At 56.1% G+C, this 13,513-nt stretch carries 14 protein-coding genes; 4 read left to right on the plus strand and 10 right to left on the minus strand.

All coding sequences use genetic code 11. The annotated features are described in order from the left end of the window. Positions 1 to 55: 55 nt before the first annotated feature. A complete protein-coding gene (locus AC58P5_RS06905; RefSeq protein ID WP_009671348.1) occupies positions 56 to 286 on the plus strand; it encodes a DUF2626 domain-containing protein in 231 nt (76 codons plus the stop codon). Positions 287 to 481: 195 nt separating this feature from the next. Here the strand turns inward: AC58P5_RS06905 and AC58P5_RS06910 are convergent, their stop codons facing one another. After that, positions 482 to 1,648, minus strand: coding sequence for a class I SAM-dependent methyltransferase (locus AC58P5_RS06910; protein WP_497385369.1), 1,167 nt, complete (start codon positions 1,646 to 1,648; stop codon positions 482 to 484). 91 nt (positions 1,649 to 1,739) lie between these two features. Between AC58P5_RS06910 and AC58P5_RS06915 the strand changes: the two genes are divergently transcribed. The 3 genes from AC58P5_RS06915 (at position 1,740) to AC58P5_RS06925 (ending at position 4,588) form a co-directional block, all read left to right on the plus strand. Beyond that, entirely contained in the window at positions 1,740 to 2,732 is a 993-nt protein-coding gene (locus AC58P5_RS06915) for a hypothetical protein (protein WP_497385370.1), read from the plus strand. Between the two features lie 97 nt (positions 2,733 to 2,829). Further along, positions 2,830 to 3,927, plus strand: coding sequence for a coiled-coil domain-containing protein (locus AC58P5_RS06920; protein WP_497385371.1), 1,098 nt, complete (start codon positions 2,830 to 2,832; stop codon positions 3,925 to 3,927). Positions 3,928 to 4,063: 136 nt separating this feature from the next. Continuing rightward, positions 4,064 to 4,588, plus strand: coding sequence for a hypothetical protein (locus AC58P5_RS06925; protein WP_497385372.1), 525 nt, complete (start codon positions 4,064 to 4,066; stop codon positions 4,586 to 4,588). A 78-nt stretch (positions 4,589 to 4,666) separates the two neighbouring features. Here AC58P5_RS06925 and AC58P5_RS06930 read toward each other — a convergent pair whose 3' ends face one another. From AC58P5_RS06930 to AC58P5_RS06970, 9 genes are all read right to left on the minus strand, one after another. Beyond that, positions 4,667 to 5,998: a PhoH family protein gene (locus AC58P5_RS06930; protein WP_497385374.1), complete on the minus strand. Its 1,332-nt coding sequence runs from the start codon at positions 5,996 to 5,998 to the stop codon at positions 4,667 to 4,669. 208 nt (positions 5,999 to 6,206) lie between these two features. Continuing rightward, entirely contained in the window at positions 6,207 to 6,659 is a 453-nt protein-coding gene (locus AC58P5_RS06935; RefSeq protein ID WP_497385375.1) for a pyridoxamine 5'-phosphate oxidase family protein, read from the minus strand. 214 nt (positions 6,660 to 6,873) lie between these two features. Then, positions 6,874 to 7,149 (minus strand): hypothetical protein, encoded by a 276-nt coding sequence (locus AC58P5_RS06940; RefSeq protein ID WP_497385377.1) that lies wholly within the window; start codon positions 7,147 to 7,149, stop codon positions 6,874 to 6,876. A gap of 46 nt (positions 7,150 to 7,195) precedes the next feature. Next, positions 7,196 to 7,492: a YlaH-like family protein gene (locus AC58P5_RS06945; protein ID WP_497385379.1), complete on the minus strand. Its 297-nt coding sequence runs from the start codon at positions 7,490 to 7,492 to the stop codon at positions 7,196 to 7,198. Between the two features lie 106 nt (positions 7,493 to 7,598). Next, a complete protein-coding gene (gene typA, locus AC58P5_RS06950) occupies positions 7,599 to 9,440 on the minus strand; it encodes a translational GTPase TypA (RefSeq protein ID WP_497385381.1) in 1,842 nt (613 codons plus the stop codon). A 353-nt stretch (positions 9,441 to 9,793) separates the two neighbouring features. Beyond that, entirely contained in the window at positions 9,794 to 10,279 is a 486-nt protein-coding gene (locus AC58P5_RS06955) for a hypothetical protein (protein ID WP_497385383.1), read from the minus strand. Positions 10,280 to 10,512: 233 nt separating this feature from the next. Further along, positions 10,513 to 11,367: a hypothetical protein gene (locus tag AC58P5_RS06960; RefSeq protein WP_497385384.1), complete on the minus strand. Its 855-nt coding sequence runs from the start codon at positions 11,365 to 11,367 to the stop codon at positions 10,513 to 10,515. A gap of 90 nt (positions 11,368 to 11,457) precedes the next feature. After that, positions 11,458 to 12,732 carry an FtsX-like permease family protein gene (locus tag AC58P5_RS06965; RefSeq protein ID WP_497385386.1) on the minus strand — a complete coding sequence of 425 codons (1,275 nt, stop codon included), beginning with the start codon at positions 12,730 to 12,732 and terminating at the stop codon, positions 11,458 to 11,460. Then, a complete protein-coding gene (locus tag AC58P5_RS06970; protein ID WP_497385387.1) occupies positions 12,729 to 13,505 on the minus strand; it encodes an ABC transporter ATP-binding protein in 777 nt (258 codons plus the stop codon). The genes AC58P5_RS06965 and AC58P5_RS06970 overlap by 4 nt, the downstream gene beginning before the upstream one ends. Positions 13,506 to 13,513 lie beyond the last annotated feature (8 nt).

Genomic DNA, 13,513 nt, shown 5'->3' on the forward strand with positions numbered 1-13,513 from the left:
GGGTATAATGAAGATTAGATTATTTCGCATCGTGGTAGGAGAGGGGGAAGTTTTCATGGATCGCATGTTCCGAGTTCTGGGTTTCTGGACTCTGGTGATCGCCCTGATGAGTCTGGCGGGAGAAATGTATCCCATGTCCATGCTGTTCTTTTTTCAAACCGTCGTATTCGTACTACTTGGCTATCTGAAGCTGTCGGAACGTACATACATCGTATTGTTCTGGGGCTATATGGTTATTTCGTTTACCGGATTCACTTACTGGTCCGTGTTCAAAATGCCGCTCTAATTACATACGGCGCTTGAGCAAAAAAGGTGATTCGCGATTGAACTCGCGGATCACCTTTTTTTCGTTGGACACGAAGACACTTTCGTCCACTCACCACTAAACCGCTCTTGTTCCTAAAAACAAGTTTGTGGGTGCGTACATTCCGCGCCATGCATAGAATCGGGCCCAATGTTTCCACTCACTTCAATCGCGGATTCAGTTTTCTTCACGCTGGAGCGTCAGCACCTTGAACAGCTCGCTCATCCCGTCGCTGATGAGCAGCTGCCGGATCGCCCGGTTCGCCTTCGCTTCCGGGCTGAACGGGTCCCGGCCGGCATGCTCCACGAGCCGGCCGAGGATGCCGCCGCGCACGAGGAACTCGCGCTGCGTCTCGTACCGGGCGACGGTCCATCCCGCCGCCCGGGCCGCGCTCATGCACGCCGTGAAATCGACGTGCGCGGTTATATCCTTGCGCCCCGCGGCGGCGTAAGGATTGTCATCGGCGATATGCCGCCGGTAGCACATCAGCGTCCCGTTCATCCGGTGGGGCGCATAGAGCTCTCCGGCGGTATCGCCGTAGTCCACCAGCAGCATCCGTCCGCTGCGGATGCGCCCCCCGGCGCGGGTGATCCACTCCCCCGCGCCAAGGTTCACTTCCGCCTGCTGCCCGTGGACCAGGCGGATACCTTCGCGGCCGAGATGCAGCGCGGCCGGGTGGTCTTCACCGAGCGGCAGCCACCGCTCGGTAAAGCCGATGCGGTCGTCCCATCCGACCGCACCGAGCTCGAGCCGGCCGTCCCGGCAGCGGACGCGGTGCACCGGCATCGCGTCCGCCAGCTCGTTGGCGACGGCGAACACTCCGCCGCCGGCCGGCTCGGCAAGCCACTCCGCCTCCGTCAGGAACCGGAGGCGGTCCGCATGCTCCCGCAGCGTCTCCCGCTGCAGGGCGCGGTGGTACGCGCTCGATTCGATCGACGTGATCGAAACGGACGCGTACCGCTCCGGGCTGCGGCTGCGCAGCGCGTCCAGCACGTGCCGGGCCAGCCGGCCCGTGCCTCCGCCGAATTCGACGAATTCGATGGGCCTGCCGGACGGACCGCTCTCGGCAAAAGCCAGCAGCTCGCCGGCGATGATCTCTCCCATAAAGCTCCCCAGATTGGAGCTCGTGTAAAAATCCCCGTCCCGTCCGATTTTGGTCTCTTCTCGGCGGTAGTACCCAAACTCCGGGTGATACAGACAAATCGTCATATAATCCCGAAAAGGAAGGGGCCCCTCTTCCTCTATTCTTTTCCTCAAAACCGTGACGATTTCCGGGTGGCCGGCATCCGCTTCGGTTTTTCCGGTTCCCGAAGGATTGCCCGTAGGGCCGCTAAATCCGCTCATTTTCTCGCCTCCAGGAAAATTGTAGGGATAAAGACAAATAGAACCTGAATAGATATAATAGAAAAGGTAGAAAAGGAAGGGGATTCCCAGCATGTTCAAAGCACTCATTTCACTTTCTATAGCCGCCGCTATTCCCGCCGTTCTCATATCCGGCTGTTCGGACCGCGAAGCAGCCAGAGCTGCCGTCAAAAGCGCCCTGCATAAGCAGACGGAGATGAACGCTTTCGCTTTCGAGGGCGGGGCCGATCTTCAACTGGACGGGCTTCCGGCAGGAGATTCGTCCACACTGCCCGGGATGCTGTTTTCTTTTCTCAAAGACAGCAAGCTGGAATGGAAAGGCGCCGCTTCCTTAAATCCGGTCCGGTGGGAAACCGATCTCAAGGCAGCATCACGAAGCGGTTCGGCCGAACTGGCGATTCCTCTTCTTTTCCAAGATAACAAATTGTTTTTCCATATGCCACTTCTTAACCCGGATAACGAATATTTCGTGACCCGGCTGGAGCTGCCAACGGATTCACCGGCTACCGCAGAGGATAAGACCGGCACGGCTCCAAAAGCCTCGGCTTCTCCCGCGCCGGAGCATTTTTCCCGGCTTTCTTCCGATTTGTCCAAGCTTCTGCAAGAAGGGGCCGGCGAAGCCTGGTTTGAGCGTGACGGGGAAGTCAAGCTGGCAGACGGTTCGGCGGCCCAATCTTATACGGCCTCCGTAACCCGAATGAGCGCCGGCGCCTGGAATAAGAAGCTTCAGGAGAAGCTCCCCCGTTTCCTTGAAGCGCTGAAATCAAACGGGCTGATTTCCGAGGCGCAGGCCGCCGAATTTGGGCGTTCGGCAAGCTCGTTTAAATTATCCGCCCCCGGAAAATGGACGGTGATTGTCGACAAGGAAGGATTTTTACGAAAGCTCGATATGGAATTTAAGTTTACCGGCTTCGGGGGGAATAAATCTTCCGCAGCTGCCCAGACCTTCTCTTTCCATCAGTCTTTCGATGCCGTTAACCAAGCACCCGAATTCCGGAAGCCGCTGCCCCGGCAAACCAAATCTATCGATGAAGTTCTCAAGCGTCTCGGCAGCGTCGGCAACTAATAAAGCACGCTGCTTACTTTCCGCCTGCGGGAGGTAAGTATTTTTTTGAACCCGTTCTCATACAATGGGATAATTTCGGAACTAAAGGGGTCACCACATGATTTGGAAAAAATTCTCCCTCACCTTCTGCACCCTTCTGCTCGGGACAAGCCTCCTCCTTCTTCCGGTTCATGCGGAAAATAGGACAGAAGCGGAAAAGAAAGAAACCGAAGCGCTTCTGCAGAAAGGGTTGACGGTCCATGAAATCGACCGTGAAATCGCACGCCTCGCAGAGCAAGATACGGAGCTTGGCGATCAGCTGACCGAAACAGAGAAAAAGATCGCCGCCCAGGAAATCGTCGTTAAAGAAGCGAAAAAAAGAGCGGGCAAGGTCATCCGCTCCTACTATGCCGGCGAGCGCGAATCGCTCTGGTCCGTCCTGCTGTCGGTCCGTTCCCTGCCGGATCTCCTCAAAACGTACGAGTATCTGGACATCATTCTCGATCATGATCACCGTTCGCTGACGACACATCAGGACGCCTACCGAGAGCTGGGCACCATGAAAACGAAATTGGCGAATCAGCGTTCCGATTTACAGAAAACCAAAGATAACTATATGAAGCAAAAGGAGCGGATTCTCGCTCTTCAGTCCGAGCTGAACCGGGAATTGGACGCAAGCGGAAGGAGCGAACTGATTCTCGCTTTAATCCAGGAACTCAACGGACGCTGGGAAAAGGAAGGAATGCCCTTGTTCCGTACTTATTTCCGGTCTCTGGCCGGTGTCATGGATTATTTCCCGGAGCTGCTGACACCCGGAGGCAAGGACAGTCATTTGACCCTGGAATCGGGCGGCGGCAAATTTCAGATGACCGACCATCAGCTTAATGCGTTCCTGCGCAGCAAAGACAGCAAGTTCGACGATCTTACGTTCCAGTTCAAGCCGGACGGTGTCATGGCCTTCGGCACCAAGGACGATATGGATGTCTCCATTAAAGGCACCTACGAAATGGAAAAAGACGGAGACCAGCCCGTCATCGCCTTCCGCGTGCAGGAATTGGTGTTCAACGGGTTTAAACTTCCCGATACAACGGGTAAGTCACTGGAAAAGGAATTTAATCTGCGCATATATCCGAAGAAGCTCTTCTCCTTCGTTTCCGTGGAACATATTACCCTGGAAGACGGACTTTTGGCCATTAAACTCGGGCTAAACTGGTAACCCATCCCATAGAGCCGGGCTCCGTCGCTTTTTAAAGCCATCGGTTTAATGTCCACAAACATGAAAAAGTGTGCGAGGAGAAGGGTCTTCTGCGGCTGAACGTAAATGCGGCGGATACGAAAGCGAGGAATGAACGATGCAGGTAAAGCCCGCACTTATTGTGGAATTCCGCCAAGACGGTTCGGCGGCAGACTTCGCTCCGTTTGTCCCGGAGCTTAAGGAGACTGTCGAACTGTTCGATCAGGATGAAGAAGTATTCGTTTTTAACCGCGAAGAGGAGCTGGGGCAGGCCCGGGAACTGGTCAGCCGGCACGGATATGAAGCCGAGCCGATGAACCTCGTGCTGCTTCCTCCCCATGCGGAACGGACGGGGTATTTTTCGGACTATGGCTTTGAAAGCAGCGCCGGCCACGTGTACGCGTACGAACCCGGTATCGCCGTATTCCGGCTTGAAACGGGCGCTGCACAAGATCCGGCTTCCCCTATGAAAACCGCATCCGGAGCGGAACCGGAGCTGGCGCGGCGGCAAATGGACGAATACGTGATTGCCCGGTTTCATGAAGCGGACGGTCTTCACTTCGTTATTGACCGCCAGCATAATGAACTTATAGACCGGACTGCCCGTGCTTACGGTTGTAGGGTGAATTTTATCATTGCTTAGAAAAAAGTGCCGGACCGGAACGCTCCAATCGGCACAACAAAAGCGGCGGGCTTTAAGCCCGCCGCTTTTGTTCGTACGCTACAGCAAATCGGCCGCCAGTTGGGCGAGGTGTGACCGCTCGCCTTTTTCCAGCGTGACGTGTCCGCTGATTTCTTCCTGCTTGAACCGCTCGACCGCATAGGTCAAACCGTTGCTTGCCGCATCCAGGTATGGATGATCGATTTGACCGGGATCTCCCAGCAGAACGATTTTACTGCCTTCGCCTACCCGGGATACGATCGTTTTCACTTCATGCTTCGAAAGATTCTGCGCTTCATCGATAATAATGAATTGTCCCGGTATCGAGCGTCCGCGGATATAAGTCAGGGCTTCTACCTGGATACTGCCGAGCCCGGCGAGTATTTTCTCGATGTCACCCGCCTTTTTCGTATCGAAGAGAAATTCCAGGTTGTCGTAAATCGGCTGCATCCAGGGCCGGAGCTTCTCGTCCTTCTCTCCCGGCAGGTAACCGATATCTTTCCCCATCGGAACAACCGGACGCGCGATCGTCAATTTTTTGTATTTACGCTCGTCTTCCACTTTAAGCAGTCCCGCTGCCAGCGTCAGCAAGGTTTTGCCGGTGCCGGCCTTGCCCGAAAGAGTGACGAAGGAAACGTCGTCGTTCAGAAGCAGTTCCAGTGCCATCCGCTGCTGAGCGTTGCGTGCGGCTATTCCCCATACCGGCTCGTTGGACAAGAAGAGCGGTTCCAGCTTTTTGCCGTCGGATGACGTTTTGAGCAGCGCCGATTTCGAAGTGCCCAGCACATCCCGGAGAATAACGAATTCGTGCGGGTTCAGCCGGTAGCCCAGATTAAGCGCGGGCACGCTCAGAAACCGGAACGAGTAAAACTCGTCGATCACGGACGGATGGACATGAAGTGTCGTGCAGCCCGCGTACATTTCATGATCGGACACAACGCGGTCGCTCAAGTAATCCTGTGCGGTCAGACCGAGCACATCCGCCTTGATACGGACCAGCATATCTTTGCTGACCAGGATGACGGGCCGCGGCTCGGATTTCGTCTGTTCCTCCGTCCGGTAGTTAAGCGCCACCGCTATAATCCGGTTATCGTTCGTCACCTCGGCGAAGACTTCCTGCATTTTATTGAAGCTCTTGTGATTAAGCTCCACCTTCAGGCTGCCTCCGCTGTCGAGCGTAATTCCGTCATGCAGCCGTCCCCGTTCCCGCATCGCATCCAGCAATCTGGAGACCATCCGGGCATTGCGTCCGATTTCATCGGCATTGCGCTTCTTGGAATCGATCTCTTCCAACACGACGGCCGGAATGATGACCTCGTTATCTTCAAAGGAAAACATGGCGTTCGGATCCTGCAGCAGTACGTTGGTATCGAGCACGAAAATTTTTTTCATTCCCGAAATTCCCTCCCGAATCTGTAATGTTTACGGGGATACCACGATACGGCCCCGGGGGAAAAGCTACAGGTTTACTCCCATTCCGCGGATCGATTCCGGGCGGCGTCCGATTTCTTTTCAACTTTCCTCCGCATCCCCGATTCCGCATAAAACGGCATTTTCAGACAAAGCGCCAAAGTGACAAAAAGCCCGGGCACAAGAGTGCCTAGGCTTTTTTCATCGCTTCAAATACTTGTCCGTCCAGCTTGTCGGCTGCACGTTTGTCATAGGTTTTCTCGAATTCCGGGTCTACGGAAATACGGGCACCGTAAAACATCGCGTCGCGAACGGCACGGATATTCAGATCATAGCAGGCCAGCTTGAAGGGCACCCCTTCAAGAACTTCGGCCGCCGGCGCGGCTTCCGCGTAAATAGCGTGTACAGTCCCCGCGGCGATCATCGTAACGGTAGCCGACGGGTTTTTCTCCAAGTTTGAAATCAGACGGGAACGCTTGTCAACAGCAAAGCGTATTCTCCCCGGGTCCGGTGCAAATACCCACGAGATGGCATTGGCCGTAGGGGCTCCCGTTTCCGAGTCGATCGTATGCAGCAGGACAAGCTTTTCCTTTTGAAATTCCGCAATCAATTGTTCCGAGAGAGCTGTAATTTCTTCCGCCATGCCTGCAGCGCCTCCTGCATCATTTTAAATAAGTGCTGTTAGCGAACCAAGGCCCGCCTGATTTCAGTATATCATATGGAAAAAGCTTCACGCTATGTACAGTTGCGGTCAGGCACGGATTCACACTCCTTTAGCGACAGATACAACCATTGTATTCGTCTTCACAAGGAAGATATGTCACCCTTGTCTATCCAGGCGTGAAAAAGAGCGCTAGTTATTCGTTGTATTTGGGGTTGGAACCGATATCGGCAAGCAGGCGCTCGGCGTGCTCACGGTCGTAAAAGACGGAATGCTTCTCTCCCTGCCGCACATAGTCGATCCGAAGACGGTTCTCATCCGCCTCCGTCTTTTCAAATTCGCTTACACCATGATCTTCCCGCAAAATCTCTTCGAAGAAGTCGACCGTTTTCCCGGCCGCCTCGTCAAGAGGTCTTGCATCGGCCACAATGCGGATCTGCAGCCAGTTGAACAAAGCGTCCTGAAGCGTCATAGATCTCGGCCCCCCGGTTTACAATCAAATTTTGATCCACGTGTGCTTACTGTCCCGTTTGTCCGGAATCTTTCTTCTTGCGCCGTCCCTCGACAAAATAACGGATGCGCAGAATCAGCATGAGTAAAATCGCTACGGCGAGCGAAGGGACAATCGGAATCTGCGGTCCGAGCACCTGGAAAAACGTAAGCATAAACGAACCCAGCGCAAGCAGGATGTAAACGATCAGCGCTTTCAGAACCGGCAGTCGGCGTGTACGGAAAACCTTGTTATACACGAAGGACATCATGAGGAAAATAATGAGGCACGTCAGCCAAAAATTCTCGGCGAACCATTGGTACATTACGCTGCAACCCCCTTTGTATAGTTAAAAAAGAAGGGAAATAAGGCGAAGGAACACAAATTCCCGCTTATTTCCCTTCGTGGGTGAAAAGATGGATTCAGTTGGCTTACGCGTTGGTGTCAGCGGTTTTGCGGTGCTTCTCCGCGCGTTCACGCTCGTTCTTGTTCAAAATCTTCTTGCGAAGACGAATCGATTTCGGAGTAATTTCGCAATACTCGTCGTCGTTCAAATATTCGAGGGCCTGCTCCAGAGAGTAGATTCTCGGAACTTTCAGCTTAACGGTATCGTCTTTCCCTGCGGAACGGATGTTGTTAAGCTGCTTTTCTTTACAGATGTTGACAACGATATCGTTATCGCGCGTATGCTCGCCAACGATCATGCCTTCATACACTTCAGTAGCCGGAGTTACGAAGAGCGTACCGCGGTCTTCGATCGACATCAGGCCGTAAGTGGTGGCTACACCGTTCTCCATGGAAACCAGAACGCCTTCGTGACGGCCGCCGACACCGGCGCCGGCATAAGGGCCGTAGCTGTCGAAAGCATGGTTCATGATGCCGTAACCGCGTGTCAGCGTCAGGAAGTTCGTCCGGTAACCGATCAGTCCGCGGGCCGGGATCAGGAATTCCAGACGGACGTTGCCGTTGCCGTGGTTCACCATGTTCACCATTTCGGCTTTGCGCGTTCCGAGGCTTTCCATAACGGCGCCCATGCTGTCTTCCGGTACGTCGATAAGAAGACGCTCGATCGGCTCCATTTTCTGGCCGTCGATTTGACGGATAATGACTTCCGGCTTGGAAACTTGAAGCTCGAAGCCTTCCCGGCGCATATTCTCGATAAGAATACCGAGGTGAAGCTCGCCGCGTCCCGATACGATAAACATATCCGGGCTGTCGGTTTCTTCCACGCGCAGGGAAACGTCCGTTTCCAGCTCGTTGAACAGACGCTCGCGAAGCTTGCGGGATGTCACCCATTTGCCTTCACGGCCTGCAAAAGGACTGTTATTGACGATGAACGTCATTTGCAGAGTAGGCTCGTCGATTTTCAGAACCGGCAGTGCTTCCGGATTGGTCGGATCGGCAATCGTCTCGCCGATGTTGATGTCTTTGATACCGGAGATTGCGATAATGTCACCGGCGCCGGCCTGCTCGATTTCCACACGCTTCAAGCCTTGGAAACCGAACAGCTTCTCGATGCGTGCCTGCTTCATGCCGCCTTCGCGGGTCATAACGGCCACGGGCTGTCCTTGCTTGATGATCCCGCGGTTCACGCGGCCAATCCCGATTCTTCCGAGATATTCGTTGAAGTCCATGAGGGTAACGAGGAATTGAAGAGGCTCGTCCACGCTTTCAGTCGGATGCGGGATATGGCTGACGATCGTTTCGTAAAGAGCCAGCATGTTCTCGCCTTGAGAGTCCGACTCCAGGCTGGACGTACCCTGCAGGGCGGATGCGTAAACGACCGGGAACTCCAGTTGATCGTCATTGGCGCCGAGTTCGATGAACAGATCCAGCACTTCATCGATGACTTCGAGCGGACGAGCGTTCGGACGGTCGATTTTGTTAACGACAACAACCGGAGTCAGGTTCTGCTCGAGTGCTTTGCGAAGAACGAACTTCGTCTGAGGCATCGTTCCTTCAAAAGCATCGACGACCAGAAGAACACCGTCAACCATTTTCATAATCCGTTCCACTTCTCCGCCGAAATCGGCGTGTCCGGGAGTATCCATGATGTTAATCAGGTGGTCTTTATAGTTAATGGCCGTATTTTTGGCAAGAATGGTGATGCCGCGTTCCCGTTCCAAATCGCCGGAATCCATGGCGCGTTCCTGAACGGCTTCGTTCTCGCGGAATGTACCGGACTGCTGGAGCAGCTTATCAACTAGCGTGGTTTTACCGTGGTCAACGTGGGCAATGATCGCGATGTTGCGGATTTTCTCTCTGGGAAACATAAAGGTAGGTCCTCTCTCCTTGGGCGCTGCGCGCTTTTATTGAATGGGCAAAGCCGTGATGCTTGGCAAAAACGTTGTGGTACCGTATGTGACGCGGAAGGCCGTAAGCCTAAAGCCTCGGCCGTTCCGGGGAACATGCCTGTCTGTGACAGCTTTGACAGTTTTGTAAACCGACCGGGCAGTCTGTTTGGACGGCTGCGAGAACCGTAAGCGGCCGATCGGGCACTGTTTCAAAATAAGCGCCGGATGCATTCCGACGCTACAACGTTCCGATTATACGCGATAGAACTTCTAAAAGCAAGATTTTTCGGAAGCAAAAAGGGATTTTCCTTCAGGTTTCCGCTCTTTTCGCGTTACCAGATTCTTTTGCCCGATAGGATCAGCACCGCGCCGGCCGCCAGCAGGAGCACGATAAACAGGTAAATGCTCACGGTAAACACCAGGTTGAAGAGCAGCAGCACCACGGATACGAGCGCAAGCCCGATAGCAATCATCCTCAGCCCGTTATCCCGGCCTTTTTCGAAATAAACGAGTTCGTAGAGACCGACCGCGATCCCGAAAATGAACCCCGGCCACAGAATGGACATGAGCCCCCAACCGAACAGGCTGCACAAGAAAAAGAGAATGCCGTACGTAACGAGAACGCCGCCCGGAAAAACCGCCGCGGATGGCAATGTCCGGTTGAAGACGAGGGCGTGCAGCACGAGTCCGGGCAGCACGAGCAGCACAAGCGGCCACAGAAGCGCCCCGATGAACGTGAAAAAGCCGATTTTTCCGAGCAGCAGAACTAACGCCACCCCGATAAGAATGATTCCCATAGATAACGGTTTGTTCGACATCTGCGATCCCCCTTTAGTCGGACGACACCTTGACGGATAGCGGATTTGCGGATTGCCGGAATCGCGGCGGCGAGGCTTTCCGCATCGCCATCTCCGTATCCGGGAAATCCGGCAGCCCGCCCCTTCGCGTCCGGCGGCATTTCCGTCCGGTATCGACACGCTTTTTATTTCCAGTTTATCGCAAACGGGAAATGCTGGCTAGGGCCAATCCTCGGGCGGGAAATGCGGATAAGCTATTCTTTTATCGATTCAAAAGAAGCGTCGTAGAGCCGGAACATCGTTTTGTAGCCGGACTCGTCGATTTTGACGCCGACGTCGAGTCTGCCCTTGATTTTAAGGGGACCTGACGTGTAGCGCAGCTTCGTCTCCTTCGGTACGAATACGATCATGATCTTGTTCCAGTAAGTCTCGTCGCCGTTGTCAAAAGGGCATTCCGCTCCGGGGGCCGGAATGAGCAGGAACCAGTGCTTGTCGAAGGATAGGACTTCGCCCATAAACCCTCGGATCTCCACGCTTTTGCCGTTGAGATCCCAGAATTTATTCGACGGCGTCGCCTGCTTCTCGTCGTCGAAGAACTCCGTCCACTTCAGCACGGGGGACGATGATTTGGCCGGGGCCGCCGTTGGCTTCGCGGCGGCCGGAGCCTTGTCCGCAGTGCCGGTCCCTGCGGACGCGTTCTTTTGCGGCGGCGCGCTTGCCGCAGGAGCGGTTCCGGGGGCCGTGCCGCCGGAAGGGGCCGCGGACGGCTGCACGGAGCCGCCCGGGGCTGCCGCGCCCGGCGCAGGGCTCTGCCGCGGGGCCGTGCCGGGCGACGCGGACGGGGCGGGCGCTCCGCCCGCATCGCCGGCAGCCGGCGGCAGTCCGCCGGGGACGCCCCCGCCGCTCGGCGCGGGCGTTCCCTCCGGCGCGGCGCTTCCCGCGGGAGCCGTCACCGCGGCCGGGGATGCGGCGTCGGCATCCGCGGGCGTCTGCGCGGCCGACGCGGAGCCGAACGACTGCGCGGCAGGCTTCGGCGCCTCTTCTTTGCCGCAGGCGGATATCAGGAGCGCGGCGGCGAGAATCGTCAAAACCGTGCGGGTATAGTTCATTATGGATCTCCTCCTACATAAGTGAATGGGATTGCTGTCCGGTCTTTCGGGCAGCGCGGCTGCGCGGCTGCGTTTATGCTTGCTGCCGGCTCAGGAACGGAACAGATACAAGGGGTCTACCCGGTAAACCTGCCAGGCCGGGATCGCCGACGCGCCTATGCCGAGCAGGACGGCTCCTCCCGCCAGTAGCAGCTCGCCGGGTGCAAGCGACCAAGGATCGATCTGGATCCCGGCGAAATCGAACAGCAGGGAGCTTCCGGCAGCTCCGGCACTATGACCGAGCAGAAGCCCGACAAGCAGCCCCCCCACGGTCAGAAAAACGCCTTCGCCGACAAGCGCCGTCCACACATAGCGTCCCGGCTTGCCGATCAGGCGCAGCAGGGCGACATCTTTGCGGCGTTCACTTGCCGCCGCCAGCAAAGACAGCAGCAGGGTCAGAGCGGCCAGAAGGACGCAAAGGTACGTCACGATCTGCACGACCTGAGTGCCTTTATCCACCACATTGACGACATCCGCTACGGCCTTGCCGGTATACATGGCCTGAAGACCCGTCATCGCGTCGTATTTGTTTTTGAGCGCCTGGGCGCCAAGAAGCGATTTCGGCTTCACCATAAGCGCCGTCACTTCGCGATCATGCTGCGCCGCTTCTCCATGGACCGCCCAGGCGTAGTCCAGTGTCGTGAATACGGCACGGTCGTCGGGAGAATGCAGGGGCGGCAGGATGCCGACGACTTTGTACGAGAAAGCTTCATGTCCGTCGTGTGCGTCATGTTCGCCTTGCTCGCCCTCGTGGCTCGAATCCGCATGCTCCCCGCTTTCTTCCTCATGATGCTCCTCCTCAGATTCTCCCGCCGCTTCGGCGGCATGGACGAGGCCGTGCCCGCCCTTGAACGTATCCCCCACATTCAGGCCGAGCGTACGGGCGGCATGCGAGCCGATAACCGCTTCGCCGAGTCCGCCGTACAAGCTTCCTGACGCGAGCTGTTTATCCCCGTACCGGACGGCGAAATATCGGGCGTCTATGCCGACTATGGGATATCCGTTCAAATTATCGCCCGTCGTAATGGCGAAAACTTCCTCCGCCTCGGCTTCTTTCTTCACCTGCTCGTACATGGCGTTCGGTATATTCCCGGTCGGCGCCCCGATGTGATAATAAGTGCTCATCGCGAGCTGGGTCTTGCTCCCCTCCGCTCCCATCGTAATCTCGAAAGGACCGTATCCTTTCTCGGCGCCTTTTTCCACACCTTCGTTCCACATCAGCACAAAGAGCAGTAAAGCGGCCGTCAAAGCGACCGAAAGCATCGTTAAGACCGATAACGTCTTACGGTGAAGCGCATTGCGCCAAATAACCTGAAAAACACTCATCCCAGCTTTTCTCCTTTCCAGCCGGGAGTCCGCGTCGGCTCAGCCGTATCTCCCGGCAAAACAGGACCCCGCCCCGGCCCGCCTGCCGGACGGCTCGCTTCCTTCGGCGCGTACCACTCGTTAAGCTCTCCGATGTGCGTTCTTGTCCGAAACCCCGCAGCCAGTTCAAGATCATGGGTCACGACCAGCAGCGTCGCGTTCTCGGACGCGGTGAGCTCGAGGAGCAGCTGCATCACGTTCTCGGCCGTTTCCCGGTCCAGGCTCCCCGTAGGCTCATCGGCCAGCACGATTTTCGGACGGCGGATCAGGGCCCGGATCATCGCCACCCTCTGCTGCTGTCCACGGGACAACTGGCCGGGCAGATGATTCATCCGGTCGGCCAGCCCGACGCGTTCGAACCATGCCGCTGCGAGTTCCCGCTTCTCCGATTTAGGCATGTTCACCGGCAGTGCCAGCTCCGCGTTCTGTCTGGCCGTCAGCGAGGCCATGAGGTGGAAATCCTGAAAGATGATGCCGACCTTCTCGGAACGAAACCGGTCTCGCTGGGCTTGGGATTGAGAATGAAGAGGCACATCGTCGACGGTTATCTCCCCTTCGTCCGGGGCGAGTACGCCGCAGAGCAGATGGAGCAGCGTACTTTTGCCGCTTCCGCTGGGACCGGTTAAAGCAAGCTGCTCGCCTTCCCCGACCTCCCATTCCGGAACGGATAAAATAGGGAGCTTCCCTTCGCCGGGCAGCCGGAACGATTTTTTTACACCTGTAAGCTTAATCATACGTGTCA

Source organism: Paenibacillus sp. JT31N7, from assembly GCF_059692095.1.

Excerpts from the sequence above, each read along its gene's own strand:
- AC58P5_RS06905 (WP_009671348.1), top strand. The coding sequence starts at position 56 with ATGGATCGCATGTTCCGAGTTCTGGGTTTCTGGACTCTGGTGATCGCC.
- AC58P5_RS06910 (WP_497385369.1), bottom strand. The coding sequence starts at position 1,648 with ATGAGCGGATTTAGCGGCCCTACGGGCAATCCTTCGGGAACCGGAAAA.
- AC58P5_RS06915 (WP_497385370.1), top strand. The coding sequence starts at position 1,740 with ATGTTCAAAGCACTCATTTCACTTTCTATAGCCGCCGCTATTCCCGCC.
- AC58P5_RS06920 (WP_497385371.1), top strand. The coding sequence starts at position 2,830 with ATGATTTGGAAAAAATTCTCCCTCACCTTCTGCACCCTTCTGCTCGGG.
- AC58P5_RS06925 (WP_497385372.1), top strand. The coding sequence starts at position 4,064 with ATGCAGGTAAAGCCCGCACTTATTGTGGAATTCCGCCAAGACGGTTCG.
- AC58P5_RS06930 (WP_497385374.1), bottom strand. The coding sequence starts at position 5,998 with ATGAAAAAAATTTTCGTGCTCGATACCAACGTACTGCTGCAGGATCCG.
- AC58P5_RS06935 (WP_497385375.1), bottom strand. The coding sequence starts at position 6,659 with ATGGCGGAAGAAATTACAGCTCTCTCGGAACAATTGATTGCGGAATTT.
- AC58P5_RS06940 (WP_497385377.1), bottom strand. The coding sequence starts at position 7,149 with ATGACGCTTCAGGACGCTTTGTTCAACTGGCTGCAGATCCGCATTGTG.
- AC58P5_RS06945 (WP_497385379.1), bottom strand. The coding sequence starts at position 7,492 with ATGTACCAATGGTTCGCCGAGAATTTTTGGCTGACGTGCCTCATTATT.
- typA (WP_497385381.1), bottom strand. The coding sequence starts at position 9,440 with ATGTTTCCCAGAGAGAAAATCCGCAACATCGCGATCATTGCCCACGTT.
- AC58P5_RS06955 (WP_497385383.1), bottom strand. The coding sequence starts at position 10,279 with ATGTCGAACAAACCGTTATCTATGGGAATCATTCTTATCGGGGTGGCG.
- AC58P5_RS06960 (WP_497385384.1), bottom strand. The coding sequence starts at position 11,367 with ATGAACTATACCCGCACGGTTTTGACGATTCTCGCCGCCGCGCTCCTG.
- AC58P5_RS06965 (WP_497385386.1), bottom strand. The coding sequence starts at position 12,732 with ATGAGTGTTTTTCAGGTTATTTGGCGCAATGCGCTTCACCGTAAGACG.
- AC58P5_RS06970 (WP_497385387.1), bottom strand. The coding sequence starts at position 13,505 with ATGATTAAGCTTACAGGTGTAAAAAAATCGTTCCGGCTGCCCGGCGAA.